Raw genomic sequence first — 12,646 nt, 5'->3', positions numbered from 1 at the left:
CCTCGCCGCCACGGGTCAGGTCTTGAAGCGCCGGACCAGGCCGTCCAGTTCGTTGGACAGGTCCGCCAGGCTCTGGGAGTCCAGGCGCGCCGAGTTGGCCAGTTCCGCCACCAGTTGCGCGTCGCCATGGATCTGGCTGATGTGCCGGTTGATGTCTTCGGCCACTTGATGCTGTTCTTCGGCGGCGGTGGCGATCTGGGTGTTCATGTCGCGGATCACATCCACCGATTCGCGGATCTGCCCGAAGCTGTTGCGCGCCAGGCCAATGCGCTCCACCGATTGCTGGGACACTTCCAGGCTGGCATGCATCTGCTGGGTCACCGCGCTGGTGCGCTTGGCCAGGTTGCCCAGCAGGCCGTCGATCTCGGCGGTGGAGTCGGCGGTGCGCTTGGCCAGCGCCCTGACCTCATCGGCCACCACGGCAAAACCACGGCCCTGTTCGCCGGCGCGCGCGGCCTCGATGGCCGCGTTGAGGGCCAGCAGGTTGGTCTGCTCGGCGATGGAGCGAATGGTGCCGAGGATCGACTGGATATCGTTGCTGTCGCGCTCCAGTTGCTGCATCGATTGCGCCGATTGTTCGATCTCCTGGCTCAGGCGATCGACGCTGTGCACCGCCGCGTCGATCTGCTGCTGGCCTTCGCGGGCCTGGCGCTGGCCGCTGTCGGCGGATTCGGCGGCCTGGCTGCAGGAGCGCGCCACTTCGTTGGCCGTGGCGACCATTTCATGGAACGCGGTGGACACCATGTCCACGGCTTCGCGCTGGCGTCCGGCGGCCTCGGCCATGTCGCTGGAGACCTGGGTCGAGGAGTGGGAGGTGGCGAGGATCTTCTGGGCGGCCTGGCCGATGTTCTGGATCAGCTTGCGGATCGCCGCGAGGAACTGGTTGAACCAGTTGGCCAGTTGCGCGGTTTCATCGCGGCCGCGGATGTCCAGGCTGCGAGTCAGGTCGCCCTCGCCCTGGGCGATGCCTTCCAGGCCGCTGGCCACGCCCCGGATCGGACGCACGATGAGGCCGGCGAAGCTGGCGCCGAACACGGCGAACAACACCGCCAGGACCCCGGCGATGATGGCGATGATCCAGGTCAGCTGGGTCGCCTGGCCCATGACTTCGTCCTGCTGGATCAGGCCGATGAAGGTCCAGCCCAGTTGCTCGGAAGGCCAGATATTGGCCATGTAGCGCTTGCCACCCAGCTCCACCTGCACCAGGCCCTTGCCGGCCTTGGCCAGTTGCTCGTAGCCGCTGCCGAGGCTGCCCAGGGCCTTGAAGTTGTGTTCCGGCTGCTTGGGGTCCACCAGGATGGTGCCGCTGTTTTCCAGGAGCATCAGGTAGCCGGATTCGCCCAGCTTGATCTGCTTGACGATCTCGGTGAGCTGCTTGAGCGAGACGTCCACCGCGACCACGCCGCCTTGGGCGCCCAACTGGTTGCCCAGGGAGCGCACGGTGCTGACCAGCACCGCATCGTCGTTGGCCCAGTAGTAGGCCGCGGTGCGCAGGGTCTTGCCCGGGTTGGCCTGGGCGGTCTGGTACCAGGGGCGCACACGTGGGTCGTAGTTGCTCAGCTTCAGGTCGGCGGGCCAGGAGACGTAGCCGCCATTGCTCACGCCATAGGACACATAGGAATAAGCCGGATGGCTGGCGGCCATGGCGGCGAACAGTTCGAAGATGCGTTTGTCCTGTTCGCCTTCGGGGGCCTTGGCGGCTTCGGCGCTCATCCAGGTCTTGAGGTTGTCGCCGGCCTGGGTGAGCAGGGGTTGAGCCGCCAGGTAATCGATGTTCTGGCTGATGCCCTCGAAGAACAGCTGCATGGCGTTGGCCACTTGGCGGATTTCGCGATTGCTGCTGTCGACGAAGCCGTCCTCGGCATCGCTGCGCAGGTTCATCACCACCAGCGTGGCGACCAGCACCACGGGGAGGCAGGCGATGACGGCAAAGGCCCAGGTGAGTTTCTGTCTGATGTTCATCTGCGCTCCGGTTTTTCTTGTTGTGTTGTCAGTCCACGAAGTGCGGGCACCTCGCGAAACCCTGGGCAGCTTGGAATCTGTGCGGGTTGCCATCCCTGGAGCGAGTGCGGCAGGCGGCGATCGAACCTTGGCCGGATGCTGACGTCTTTATTGGATTGTCGGACAAACTCCCTTGTCTCTAAGGACTTCGGCCCAGGCCGTGGAAAATTGAGTCGGCAGGAAGAAAAATCCTCCTGTCGGGGGCGCCCGGCCAGCGTTGTCCCTTGGTGGACAAGGGCTGCAGCGGCATATTGCGAGCATTGCAGGGCAGGGGAGACCGGCAGCCCTTTCCCGTCGTGGGAGGATTGCCGTATAACGAGTGACTTTCGCGTGTTTGGTAACAAGGGAACCAGAATAAAAGCTGATGAAGACTCCAAAACGCATTGAGCCGCTGATCGAAGACGGTCTGGTAGATGAGGTGCTGCGTCCACTCATGAGTGGCAAAGAAGCAGCTGTGTATGTGGTGCGCTGCGGGAAGGAGATACGTTGCGCCAAGGTCTACAAGGAGGCCAACAAACGCAGTTTCCGCCAGGCGGCGGAGTATCAGGAGGGCCGCAAGGTCCGCAACAGCCGCCAGGCCCGGGCCATGGCCAAGGGCTCGAAGTTCGGGCGCAAGGAGGCCGAGGACGCTTGGCAGAACGCCGAGGTGGCCGCGTTGTTTCGCCTGGCCAATGCCGGGGTCCGGGTGCCCAAGCCGTTCGACTTCCTCGAAGGCGTGCTGCTCATGGAGCTGGTGGCCGACGAATACGGCGATGCCGCGCCGCGCCTGAACGATGTGGTGCTGGAGCCGGAGCAGGCGCGTGAGTATCACGCCTTCCTGATTTCCCAGATCGTGCTGATGCTGTGTACCGGCCTGGTGCACGGTGACCTGTCCGAGTTCAACGTGCTGCTGGGGCCGCAAGGGCCGGTGATCATCGACCTGCCCCAGGCGGTGGACGCGGCCGGTAACAACCATGCCTTCAGCATGCTCGAGCGCGATGTCGGCAACATGGCCGCCTACTTCGGGCGTTTCGCCCCGGAGCTCAAGCGCACCCGCTATGCCAAGGAAATGTGGGCCTTGTACGAGGCGGGCACCTTGCATCCGGGCAGCGTGCTGACCGGTGAGTTCGCCGACTCCCAGGAGCGGGCGGACGTGGGCAGCGTGATGCGCGAGATCGAAGCGGCGCGTTTCGACGAAGAGCGCCGCCGGGCTGCCCGTGCGGAGGACGAAAGACCGCCGGGCAAATCCGACGAGCCACCGCCTCCGCCCTGGATGCAGTGACCCATGAAAAATCCGGCCTCGGCCGGATTTTTCATTTCTGCAAGCTACCTGGCACTTCGATTCCCTGTAGCCGCTGTCGAGCCTGCGAGGCTGCGCCAAGGTCCGCGGGACCTTCAGGCCTCTAACTTGCGAGCGCTGCGCGCCCGTGCGCAGCCTGCGGCAGCGGCTACACCATCAAGACCCGCAGCAATTGCCGGAGGCCAGCTCCTTGAGGATCGGGCAGTCCGGGCGGTGGTCGCCGTGGCAGTGCTCCACCAAGTCCTGCAAGGTGTCGCGCAGGCCCGCTAGTTCGCGGATCTTCTGGTTCAGCTCGTCGATGTGCTGGCGTGCCAGGGCCTTCACGTCGGCGCTGGCTCGCTGGCGGTCCTGCCACAGGGTCAGCAGCTTGCCCACTTCTTCCAGGGAGAAGCCCAGGTCCCGGGAGCGCTTGATGAATGCCAGGCTGTGCAGGTCTTCGTTGCCGTACAGGCGATAGCCGCTGTCGCTGCGGTGGGCCGGCTTGAGCAGGCCGATGGACTCGTAGTAGCGGATCATCTTGGCGCTCAGGCCGCTCTTGCGCGCTGCTTGGCCGATGTTCATCCGGCATTCTCCAGGTCTTTGGGTTTCCAGGTTTTCAACAGTAGCGCATTGCTCACCACGCTGACGCTGGACAAGGCCATGGCGGCGCCGGCGAGCACCGGGTTGAGCAGGCCGAAGGCGGCCAGGGGAATGCCGATCAGGTTGTAGACGAAGGCCCAGAACAGGTTCTGGCGGATCTTGCCGTAGGTCTTGCGGCTGATCTCCAGGGCGGCCGGGATCAAGCGTGGCTCGCCGCGCATGAGGGTGATGCCGGCCGCGTGCATGGCCACGTCGGTACCGCCGCCCATGGCGATGCCGATGTCCGCGGCGGCCAGGGCCGGGGCGTCATTGATGCCGTCGCCGACCATGGCCACCACCCCGGTTTTCTTCAGTTCGGCCACGGTGGCGGCCTTGTCCGCGGGCAGCACTTCGGCATGGACGTCGGTGATGCCCAGGGCATCGGCTACCACCTTGGCGCTGCCACGGTTGTCACCGGTCAGCAGGTGGCTGCTGATGTGCCGCGCGCGCAGTTGCCGCACCGCCTGCAGGGCGCCGGGCTTGAGCGTGTCGCCGAAGGCGAACAGGCCCAGTACCCGGGATTGCGGGCTTTGCTCGATCAGCCAGGACAGGGTCCGGCCTTCGTGTTCCCAGTCCTTGGCGGCCTGGGCCAGGTCGCCCGGGTTCAGGCCGCTTTCTTCCAGCAGGCGACGGTTGCCCAGGGCCAGTTGCCGGCCCTGGAGGGTGCCGGCGATGCCGCGGCCGGTCAGGGACTGGCTGGCACTGACATCGGCGACCGCCAGCTGGCGCTCCTGGCACAGGTCCAGCACGGCTTTGGCCAATGGGTGTTCGCTGCCGCGCTGCAAGGCGCCGGCCAGTTGCAGGAGGCTGTCGTCATTGCCATCCACGGCTTGCATATGGGCGATGCGCGGGGTGCCCGAGGTGAGGGTGCCGGTCTTGTCGAACACCACCGAGCTGACCTCATGGGCCCGTTCCAGGGCTTCGGCGTCCTTGATCAGGATGCCGTGGCGCGCGGCGACGCCGGTACCGGCCATGATCGCGGTGGGGGTGGCCAGGCCCAGGGCACAGGGACAGGCGATCACCAGTACGGCCACGGCGTTGATCAGGGCGGTTTCCAGGGATGCGCCGGACAACCACCAGCCCACCAGGGTGATCAGCGCCAGCACCAGCACGGTGGGCACGAACACCTGGCTGACCTTGTCCACCAGTTTCTGGATCGGCGCCTTGCCGGCCTGGGCGTCTTCCACCAGGCGGATGATCCTTGCCAGCACGGTTTCCGCGCCCAGGGCCTGGGTGCGTACCAGCAGTCGGCCTTCGCCGTTGATGGCGCCGCCGGTGACCTTGTCGCCGGGCTGCTTGGGCACCGGCAGGCTTTCACCGCTGATCAGGGCTTCATCGGCATGGCTCTGGCCTTCGACGACCTCGCCGTCCACTGCGAAGCGCTCGCCGGGCTTGACCAGTACCAGGTCGCCCAGGCGCAGGGCGCTGATGGCCACTTCCTGTTCGCGGCCGTCGATCACCTGGATCGCCCGCTCCGGCCGCAGGGCCTCCAGGGCGCGGATGGCACTGGCGGTCTGGCGCTTGGCGCGACTTTCCAGGTACTTGCCCAGCAGCACCAGGGCGATGACCACCGCCGAGGCTTCGAAGTACAGATGCGGCATGCTGCCTGGCGCGGCCGTGGCCCACTCATAAAGGCTCAGGCCGTAGCCGGCACTGGTGCCCAGGGCCACCAGCAGGTCCATGTTGCCGCTGCCGGCGCGCACGGCTTTCCAGGCCGCCACGTAGAAGCGCGCACCGAAGATGAATTGCACGGGTGTGGCCAGGGCGAACTGGGCCCAGGCCGGGAGCATCCAGTGCAGGCCCAAGGGTTCCACCAGCATTGGCAGCACCAATGGCAGGGCCAGCAAGATGGCCAGTGCCAGGCTCCAGCGCTCGCGCCGCAGTTGGTGTTGGGGATCGGCGTCATGGCGTTGCTCGGCCTGCCACAGGCTGGCGCGATAGCCCGCCTTGGTCACGGCCTCGATCAACTGCGCCGGATCGACCTGGCCCAACAGCTCCAGGTGGGCACGCTCGGTGGCCAGGTTGACGCTGGCGCTGCGCACTCCCGCCACCTTGCTCAAGGCGCGCTCGACGCGGCCGGCGCAGGTGGCGCAGGTCATGCCGCCGATGCTCAGTTCCAGGCTCTGCACGGGCACGCTGTAGCCCGCGTTTTCCACGGCGGCCACCAAGGCTGGCAGGCTACCTCCCGGTGCCTCGACCCGGGCCTGTTCCGTGGCCAGGTTGACGCTCACCGCAGCGGCGCCGGCGACCTTGCCCAGGGCGCGTTCCACGCGTCCGGCGCAGCTGGCGCAGGTCATGCCGGCGATCGGCAGGTTGAAGGTGATTGAATCGGACATGGGGACCACTCCCTGTAGACGGTTGGCTACAGGATCAACCTTGCCACTCAGGCAAGGTCAAGGGGCATTGCGCGGGTGCTTCATTTTGTCCCAGGGACAAAATGCACCGGCCCGGCGTCGAGGGACGCCGGGCAACCGGTCAGTAGCCCAGGGAGGCGGGCTTGAGATACATGCCGGAGGGACTGGTGGCGATGCGGTACTTGAGCACTTCGCCAGCCCTGAGGCTGACCTCCTGGGCGTTGGGGGCCAGCATGCCGGCGTTGCAGCCTGGGGCCTGGCCCGGTAGCAGCTTCAGGCTCAGCGCCACCTTGCCTGCGGGCAGGTTGAAGGACGTACTCTGTTCCTGGAACAGCCGGCCGGCCAGCTGGTCCTGGATGTACAGGCCGATTTCACAGGAGGTGGCGACTTCCAGCCGCTCCCTGGAAATGATCAGTACGCCGTAATCCTCGCCGGCGGCCAGGGCCGGTGGCACTGCCGCGAACAGGCCCAGCAGGCCGACGAGGCTGAAAGTTGACCAGCGCATGGCTGAATCTCCCGCTTTGATGACATAAGGAGTGAAGCTTGGCCGAGCGCGGCGTCGATTTCCAGCCCGGCAGGTTGCGCTGGAACTTGACCTTGCCATGGTGGCAAGGACAAGACTCTGCCCAACTTCAACACAGGAGAAGTGCAATGCAAGTATTCAACGTTCAAGGCATGTCCTGCGGCCACTGCGTGCGAGCCATCACCCAGGCCTTGCAGAGCAAGGATCCGGCAGCCACCGTGCGGGTGGACCTGGCGGCCAAGGAAGTGGGGGTCGAGAGCCGGCTGTCCAACGATGAAGTGATCAGCCTGATCAGCGAAGAAGGCTATGCGGTGCAGGTTGCCTGATCGATCTGATCGTTAGCGACCTACCGGAATGTTCAAGGCGTCCAAGCACGGATAAACTATCGGGCCGCTGACCCGACGCTCGTTTGGATGCCATGAACCTACGCATTATCTTGATTCTCGGCGCCCTGAGCGCATTCGGCCCCTTGGCCATCGACTTCTACCTGCCAGCCTTCCCGGCAATGGCCCAGGCTTTCGCCACCGATGAAAAACACGTCCAGCTGACCCTGGCCTCCTACTTCCTGGGGTTGTCCATCGGGCAACTGCTCTATGGGCCATTGGCCGATCGCTTCGGCCGCCGACCGCCGCTGCTGGCCGGGGTTGGATTGTTCACCTTGGCGTCGGTGGCGTGCGCCTATGCGCCGAGCCTGGAATGGCTGATCGGTGCGCGCTTCGTCCAGGCCCTGGGCGGTTGCGCCGGGATGGTGATCTCCCGCGCGGTGGTCAGCGACAAATGCGATGCGGTGGGTTCGGCCAAGGTGTTCTCGCAACTGATGCTGGTGATGGGCCTGGCGCCAATCCTGGCCCCCATGCTCGGTGGCCTGCTGGTCAATCTGCATGGCTGGCAGTCGATCTTCATCATGCTCACGCTGTTCAGTGCCCTGTCCGGGCTGGCGGTGGCCCTGGGCTTGCCGGAAAGCATGCCGGCCGAGCAAGCGCGCCTGCCGTTGTCCGGGGCGCTGCACCAGTACGGCTTGCTGCTCAAGGACCGGGTGTACCTGGGGCATGCGCTGACCGGCGGGATCGCCATTGCCGGGATGTTCTCCTATATCGCCGGCTCGCCCTTCGTTCTCATCAAGCTCTATGGGGTGCCAGCGGAGCATTTCGGCTGGTTCTTCGGGATCAACGCCGGCGGTTTCATCCTGGTGGCCCAGGTCAACGCGCGGCTGTTAGCCAAGCGCGGGCCGGCCTTCCTGCTGGCCCGTACCGTGTGGATCTACCTGGCTGCGGGGCTGGCCCTGCTGGGCATCAGTACCTTGCATACCGCGGCGCTATGGCCGCTGCTGGTACCGCTGTTCGTATGCATCGCCAGCCTGGGATGCATCATCCCCAACGCCGCGGCCTGCGCCATGAATGGCCAGGGCGCACGGGCTGGCAGCGCCTCGGCGCTGCTGGGGTGCCTGCAGTTCAGTGTGGCCGCGGGCGCGGCCTACCTGGTGGGCGTGCTGCACGACGGCAGCGCCACGCCCATGGCGATGGTCATCTGCCTGTGCGGCGTGCTGGCGGTGAGCATGGCGGTCATGACCCGGCGCTTGCAGAACGCCCGGGCCCTGCAGGCCGCCCGCTGAGTCAACCGGCGGCGCGTTGTGGCTGGGGAATCGTATGCGGGGCTTGCAGCCGGCCCTGCAGGGTCTGGGTGAAGGCCCGGGCCTCGGCCTCGCTGCGGAATGTCACGGCGTGCTGGTCCAGGCGTACTTGCCATTGGGAGCCTTGAGGGGTTGCCAATTCTTTTATCAGGATCTTCATTGCTGACCTCCTAACGGTAAAAGACTGCACTGCAAGGGAGCCCCAGTGTAGACCTGAACGAGGTCAAAACCATGACCGGAATCAACTCTCTGACTGACGGCCGACACCACGCCGCTAGCGTGATATTGGCCGCCTGGCGTCGTCTCAGAAACCTTCCAGGACGATCTTGCCCTTGGCCTTGCCGCTCTCCAGCAGGGCGTGGGCGCGGCGCAGGTTGGCGGCGTCGATCCGGCCGAAGTGCTCGCCGACCGTGGTCTTGAGGGTGCCGGCGTCGATCAGCTCGGCGACCCGCGTCAGGATCACGTGTTGCTGTTGCATGTCGGGAGTCTCGAACAGCGAGCGGGTGTACATGAATTCCCAGTGCAGCGACAGGCTCTTGCGCTTGAGCTTGGTCACGTCGAAGCTTTGCGGATCGTCGATCAACCCCAGCTTGCCCTGGGGCGCCAGGGCTTCGACCAGTTGGTCCAGGTGAGTGTCGGTCTGGGTCAGGCTGGCCACGTGGGTCACCTGCTCGATGCCGATGCGCTTGAGCTCGGCGCTCAGTGGCTGGCTGTGATCCACCACTGCATGAGCGCCCAGCTCGCGCACCCAGGCCTGGGTCTGCTCGCGCGAGGCGGTGCCGATCACCTTGAGCCCGGTCAGTTGCCGCGCCAGTTGAGTGAGGATCGAACCGACGCCACCAGCGGCGCCGACGATCAACAAGCTCTGGTCTTTGTTCTGCGGGTCCTGGCTGACCTGCAAGCGATCGAACAGCAGTTCCCAGGCGGTGACCGCCGTCAGCGGCAGGGCGGCGGCTTCGGCAAAGCCCAGGCTCTTGGGCATGTGGCCGACGATGCGCTCATCCACCACGTGCACTTCGCTGTTGGCCCCGGCGCGGGCTATGGAGCCGGCGTAGAACACCTGGTCGCCAGCCTTGAACAGGCTGACCTCGCTGCCCACGGCCTTGACCACCCCGGCTACGTCCCACCCCAGGACTTTGGCGGCCCCGCCTTCGGGCTGGACGTTGCGGCGCACCTTGGTATCCACCGGGTTGACCGAGATGGCCTTGACTTCCACCAGCAGGTCGCGAGGGCCGGGGGTAGGCTCCGGCAGTTCGATATCTTGCAGGGCGCGAGGATCGTCGATCGGCAGCGATTGGTAATAGGCGATGGCTTTCATGATGGGTTCCTTTAAAGAGATTGAAGAGGGTCAGGCGATCAGTTGCAGGCGCTTGAGTTCGAAGTGTTCGAGGGCATCGCGGGTGTGTTCCAGGAAGGCCTGGAAATGTGCGGTGCCGTTGTGCAGGTCCAGGGCCGCCTGGTTATCCCAGCGCTCCAGGACGTAGAAGGTGCCCGGCTGCTCGGCATCCTGGTGCAGTTGGTAATACTGGCAACCGACTTCGGCGCGGCTGGGCGCCACCAGGGTACTGAGTTCGCGTTGCAACACGTGTTGCTGGCCTGGCCGGGCGACCAGGGTGGCAATGGCGGTGAAGGGATCGGACATCGGGGTATTCCTCGGCGGAATTGGACGATGGAGAGATGATTGGCTATTTCTTCACCGGGTAAAACCGGCTAAAAGAGCAGTCTCTTTCAATATTTTTTTGATAATCCGAGGCTGGCCGTGTTGCGATTCGATGACTTGCAGTTGTTCGTGCGTGCCGCCGACCTGGGCAGCCTGTCGGCGGCGGCCCGGGTCATGGACCTTTCGCCGGCGGTGGCCAGCGCCGCCCTCAAGCGCATCGAGCACCACCTCGGCGCACGCCTGCTGGCTCGTTCCACCCGCAGTCTGCGCCTGACCGCCGAGGGCGAGGGGTTTCTCGAGTACGCCCGCGCCGCCTTGGGCAACCTGGATGACGGCCGGCGCCTGCTGGCCAGCGGGCAGGACCAGGTCAGCGGCGTGTTGCAGCTTTCCGCTCCCTCGGACTTTGGGCGCAACCTGCTGCTGCCCTGGCTCGACGAGTTCCAGCGCGAGCATCCCAAGCTCAGCGTGCGCCTGTTGCTGGGGGACAGGATCGCCGACCTGTTCCGCCAGCCGGTGGACATCGCCCTGCGCTACGGTGAACCGGAGGACTCGAGCCTGGTGGCCCTGCCGGTAGCCCCGGACAACCGCCGGGTGCTGTGCGCCGCTCCCGGCTACCTGGCGCGCCATGGCGAGCCACGCCAGCTGGAGCAACTGGCCCAGCACAACTGCCTGTTGTACATGCTCGACAGCCGGGCCCACGATCTCTGGAGCTTTCATGACGGCAAGCGCGAGGTGAGCCTCAGCGTCGGTGGCGACCGCCTGAGCGACGATGCCGATGTGGTCCGGCGCTGGGCCCTGGCCGGGGCCGGGATCGTCTACAAGTCCTGGCTGGATGTGGCCGCCGATGTGCTGGAGGGGCGCCTGCAAGTGCTGCTGCCGGAGCTGACCTGCGAGCGGGCGTCGCTGAACCTGCTCTGCACCCACCGGGCGCACCTGAGCAAACCGGTGAAGCTGTTGCGCGATCTGTTGCAAAGACGCTGCGCCGAGATCAGCGCTCGCCGCCCGGCATGAGCTTCCTGTGGCGTAGCCCCGCCACGACATAGCACTCCCAGGACATGCTCCGCGTCGACCGCCTGCGGGCGTTGCGACCCTGGACGTCGCTGGTGGACGTGGACAGGTCGCCCTCGGCAATCAGCCCCGGTCTCGATCCCGCACACTCCGACGGTCAAGCATTCGAGTGGGGGGCGGGGCATGGGCATACAGGGATACAGCGCTGCGGAGCGCCTGGAGCGGTTACCCATCAGCGGCTATCACCGGCTGATCTTCATCATCATCGCCTTGGCGTTCTTCTTCGACTCCATGGACCTGGCGATGATGACCTTCCTCCTGGGCTCGATCAAAGCCGAGTTCGGCTTGAGTTCGGCCCAGGCCGGCCTGCTGGCCAGCTCCAGCTTCTTCGGCATGGTGCTGGGGGCATCGCTATCGGGAATGCTCGCCGACCGTTTCGGTCGCAAGCCGGTGTTCCAGTGGAGCATCGTGCTCTGGGGCGTGGCCAGCTACCTGTGCTCCACGGCCCAGGACGTGGACAGCCTGACCCTGTTCCGGGTGCTGCTGGGAATCGGCATGGGCATGGAGTTTCCCATCGCCCAGTCGATGCTCTCGGAGATGATCCCGGCGCAACGACGCGGGCGCTACATCGCCTTGATGGATGGTTTCTGGCCCCTGGGTTTCGTCGCCGCCGGGGTGCTGTCGTACTTCCTGCTGCCGTTGATTGGCTGGCGCGACATCTTCCTGGTGTTGGCGATCCCGGCGCTGTTCGTGCTGGCGATCCGCTTCTTCATCCCCGAGTCGCCGCGCTGGCTGGAGCAGGCCGGGCGCCATGCCGATGCCGATCGGGTGCTGCAAGGCATCGAGGACAAGGTGCGGGCATCCCTGGGCACCAGCCAGTTGCCCGAGCCCGTGCGCCTGCCGCGCATGGACAGCGCGCCTGGGCAGTTTTTCTCTGCGTTGCGCCAGATCTGGTCGCCGCAGTATCGCCAGCGCACGGTGATGATCTGGAGCCTGTGGTTCTTCGCCCTGCTGGGGTTCTATGGCCTGACCTCCTGGCTCAGCGCGTTGCTCCAGCAGTCCGGTTTCGCGGTGACCCAGTCGGTGTACTACACGGTGCTGATTTCCCTGGGCGGGATCCCGGGGTTCCTCATGGCCGCCTGGCTGGTGGAGCGCTGGGGACGCAAGCCGGTGTGCATCGTCACCTTGCTCGGTGGCGGGATCATGTCCTTCTTCTACGGGCAGAGCGCGGTGTTCGGCGGCAATGCGAGCCTGCTGATCGGCACCGGGTTGCTGATGCAGTTCTTCCTGTTCGGCATGTGGGCGGTGCTCTACACCTACACCCCGGAGCTGTATCCGACCTCGGCCCGGGCCACGGGCTCGGGGTTCGCTTCGGCGGTTGGCCGCATCGGTTCGTTACTGGGGCCCTTGGTGACGGGGCTGGTGTTGCCGGTCGCCGGGCAGGGGGGCGTGTTCGCCCTGGGGGCGGCGTGCTTCGTGGTCGCGGCGGCGGTGGTCTGGCGCTTCGGGATGGAGACCCGGGGCCGGACCCTGGAGGAATTGAGCGAAGTGTAGAGGGCAGTTCCGTGGCCCC

The 12,646-nt window shown here is 65.7% G+C and carries 12 protein-coding genes and 1 pseudogene; 5 read left to right on the top strand and 8 right to left on the bottom strand.

The window, feature by feature from the left end; all coding sequences use genetic code 11:
• Nucleotides 1-15: 15 nt before the first annotated feature.
• Entirely contained in the window at nt 16-744 is a 729-nt protein-coding gene (locus tag CAG11_RS34445; RefSeq protein WP_371263444.1) for a methyl-accepting chemotaxis protein, read from the bottom strand.
• A gap of 129 nt (nt 745-873) precedes the next feature.
• Nucleotides 874-1,806 (bottom strand): annotated as a pseudogene (locus CAG11_RS34440) (cache domain-containing protein); the annotation flags it as partial.
• Between the two features lie 559 nt (nt 1,807-2,365).
• Here CAG11_RS34440 and CAG11_RS05705 point away from each other — a divergent pair.
• On the top strand, nt 2,366-3,262 hold the full coding sequence (locus CAG11_RS05705; protein WP_022642101.1) for a PA4780 family RIO1-like protein kinase: 897 nt from the start codon (nt 2,366-2,368) through the stop codon (nt 3,260-3,262).
• 174 nt (nt 3,263-3,436) lie between these two features.
• Here the strand turns inward: CAG11_RS05705 and cueR are convergent, their stop codons facing one another.
• The 3 genes from cueR to CAG11_RS05690 form a co-directional block, all read right to left on the bottom strand.
• Nucleotides 3,437-3,841 (bottom strand): Cu(I)-responsive transcriptional regulator, encoded by a 405-nt coding sequence (gene cueR, locus CAG11_RS05700; RefSeq protein WP_085595313.1) that lies wholly within the window; start codon nt 3,839-3,841, stop codon nt 3,437-3,439.
• Entirely contained in the window at nt 3,838-6,234 is a 2,397-nt protein-coding gene (locus tag CAG11_RS05695; RefSeq protein ID WP_085595311.1) for a heavy metal translocating P-type ATPase, read from the bottom strand. Before CAG11_RS05695 ends, cueR begins: the two co-directional genes overlap by 4 nt.
• Nucleotides 6,235-6,373: 139 nt before the next feature.
• Nucleotides 6,374-6,757 (bottom strand): hypothetical protein, encoded by a 384-nt coding sequence (locus CAG11_RS05690; RefSeq protein WP_022642103.1) that lies wholly within the window; start codon nt 6,755-6,757, stop codon nt 6,374-6,376.
• A 146-nt stretch (nt 6,758-6,903) separates the two neighbouring features.
• Between CAG11_RS05690 and CAG11_RS05685 the strand changes: the two genes are divergently transcribed.
• Together CAG11_RS05685 and CAG11_RS05680 are read left to right on the top strand one after the other, a co-directional pair.
• Entirely contained in the window at nt 6,904-7,101 is a 198-nt protein-coding gene (locus tag CAG11_RS05685; RefSeq protein ID WP_022642104.1) for a heavy-metal-associated domain-containing protein, read from the top strand.
• Nucleotides 7,102-7,193: 92 nt separating this feature from the next.
• Entirely contained in the window at nt 7,194-8,387 is a 1,194-nt protein-coding gene (locus CAG11_RS05680; protein ID WP_085595309.1) for a Bcr/CflA family multidrug efflux MFS transporter, read from the top strand.
• Between the two features lies 1 nt (nt 8,388).
• On the opposite strand, the gene CAG11_RS33770 is transcribed toward CAG11_RS05680, so the two are convergent.
• The 3 genes from CAG11_RS33770 to CAG11_RS05670 form a co-directional block, all read right to left on the bottom strand.
• Entirely contained in the window at nt 8,389-8,565 is a 177-nt protein-coding gene (locus CAG11_RS33770) for a hypothetical protein (protein WP_022642106.1), read from the bottom strand.
• A 144-nt stretch (nt 8,566-8,709) separates the two neighbouring features.
• On the bottom strand, nt 8,710-9,723 hold the full coding sequence (locus tag CAG11_RS05675) for a zinc-binding alcohol dehydrogenase family protein (protein WP_085595307.1): 1,014 nt from the start codon (nt 9,721-9,723) through the stop codon (nt 8,710-8,712).
• 30 nt (nt 9,724-9,753) lie between these two features.
• On the bottom strand, nt 9,754-10,047 hold the full coding sequence (locus CAG11_RS05670) for a putative quinol monooxygenase (protein ID WP_085595304.1): 294 nt from the start codon (nt 10,045-10,047) through the stop codon (nt 9,754-9,756).
• A 117-nt stretch (nt 10,048-10,164) separates the two neighbouring features.
• On the opposite strand from CAG11_RS05670, the gene CAG11_RS05665 reads away from it, so the two are divergent.
• A complete protein-coding gene (locus CAG11_RS05665) occupies nt 10,165-11,076 on the top strand; it encodes a LysR family transcriptional regulator (RefSeq protein ID WP_085595302.1) in 912 nt (303 codons plus the stop codon).
• A gap of 180 nt (nt 11,077-11,256) precedes the next feature.
• Complete coding sequence (locus CAG11_RS05660; RefSeq protein WP_085595300.1) at nt 11,257-12,627, top strand: MFS transporter; 1,371 nt, start codon at nt 11,257-11,259, stop codon at nt 12,625-12,627.
• The last annotated feature ends 19 nt before the right edge of the window (nt 12,628-12,646 follow it).

Origin of the sequence: Pseudomonas sp. B6(2017) (genome assembly GCF_002112765.1) — a bacterium.
GTDB classification, from domain to species: Bacteria; Pseudomonadota; Gammaproteobacteria; order Pseudomonadales; family Pseudomonadaceae; genus Aquipseudomonas; species Aquipseudomonas piscis.
This window is presented reverse-complemented; position numbering and strand designations above follow the sequence as displayed.

Coding starts and splice junctions, on each gene's coding strand:
- CAG11_RS34445 (WP_371263444.1), bottom strand. CDS start 744: ATGGTGTCCACCGCGTTCCATGAAATGGTCGCCACGGCCAACGAAGTG.
- CAG11_RS05705 (WP_022642101.1), top strand. CDS start 2,366: ATGAAGACTCCAAAACGCATTGAGCCGCTGATCGAAGACGGTCTGGTA.
- cueR (WP_085595313.1), bottom strand. CDS start 3,841: ATGAACATCGGCCAAGCAGCGCGCAAGAGCGGCCTGAGCGCCAAGATG.
- CAG11_RS05695 (WP_085595311.1), bottom strand. CDS start 6,234: ATGTCCGATTCAATCACCTTCAACCTGCCGATCGCCGGCATGACCTGC.
- CAG11_RS05690 (WP_022642103.1), bottom strand. CDS start 6,757: ATGCGCTGGTCAACTTTCAGCCTCGTCGGCCTGCTGGGCCTGTTCGCG.
- CAG11_RS05685 (WP_022642104.1), top strand. CDS start 6,904: ATGCAAGTATTCAACGTTCAAGGCATGTCCTGCGGCCACTGCGTGCGA.
- CAG11_RS05680 (WP_085595309.1), top strand. CDS start 7,194: ATGAACCTACGCATTATCTTGATTCTCGGCGCCCTGAGCGCATTCGGC.
- CAG11_RS33770 (WP_022642106.1), bottom strand. CDS start 8,565: ATGAAGATCCTGATAAAAGAATTGGCAACCCCTCAAGGCTCCCAATGG.
- CAG11_RS05675 (WP_085595307.1), bottom strand. CDS start 9,723: ATGAAAGCCATCGCCTATTACCAATCGCTGCCGATCGACGATCCTCGC.
- CAG11_RS05670 (WP_085595304.1), bottom strand. CDS start 10,047: ATGTCCGATCCCTTCACCGCCATTGCCACCCTGGTCGCCCGGCCAGGC.
- CAG11_RS05660 (WP_085595300.1), top strand. CDS start 11,257: ATGGGCATACAGGGATACAGCGCTGCGGAGCGCCTGGAGCGGTTACCC.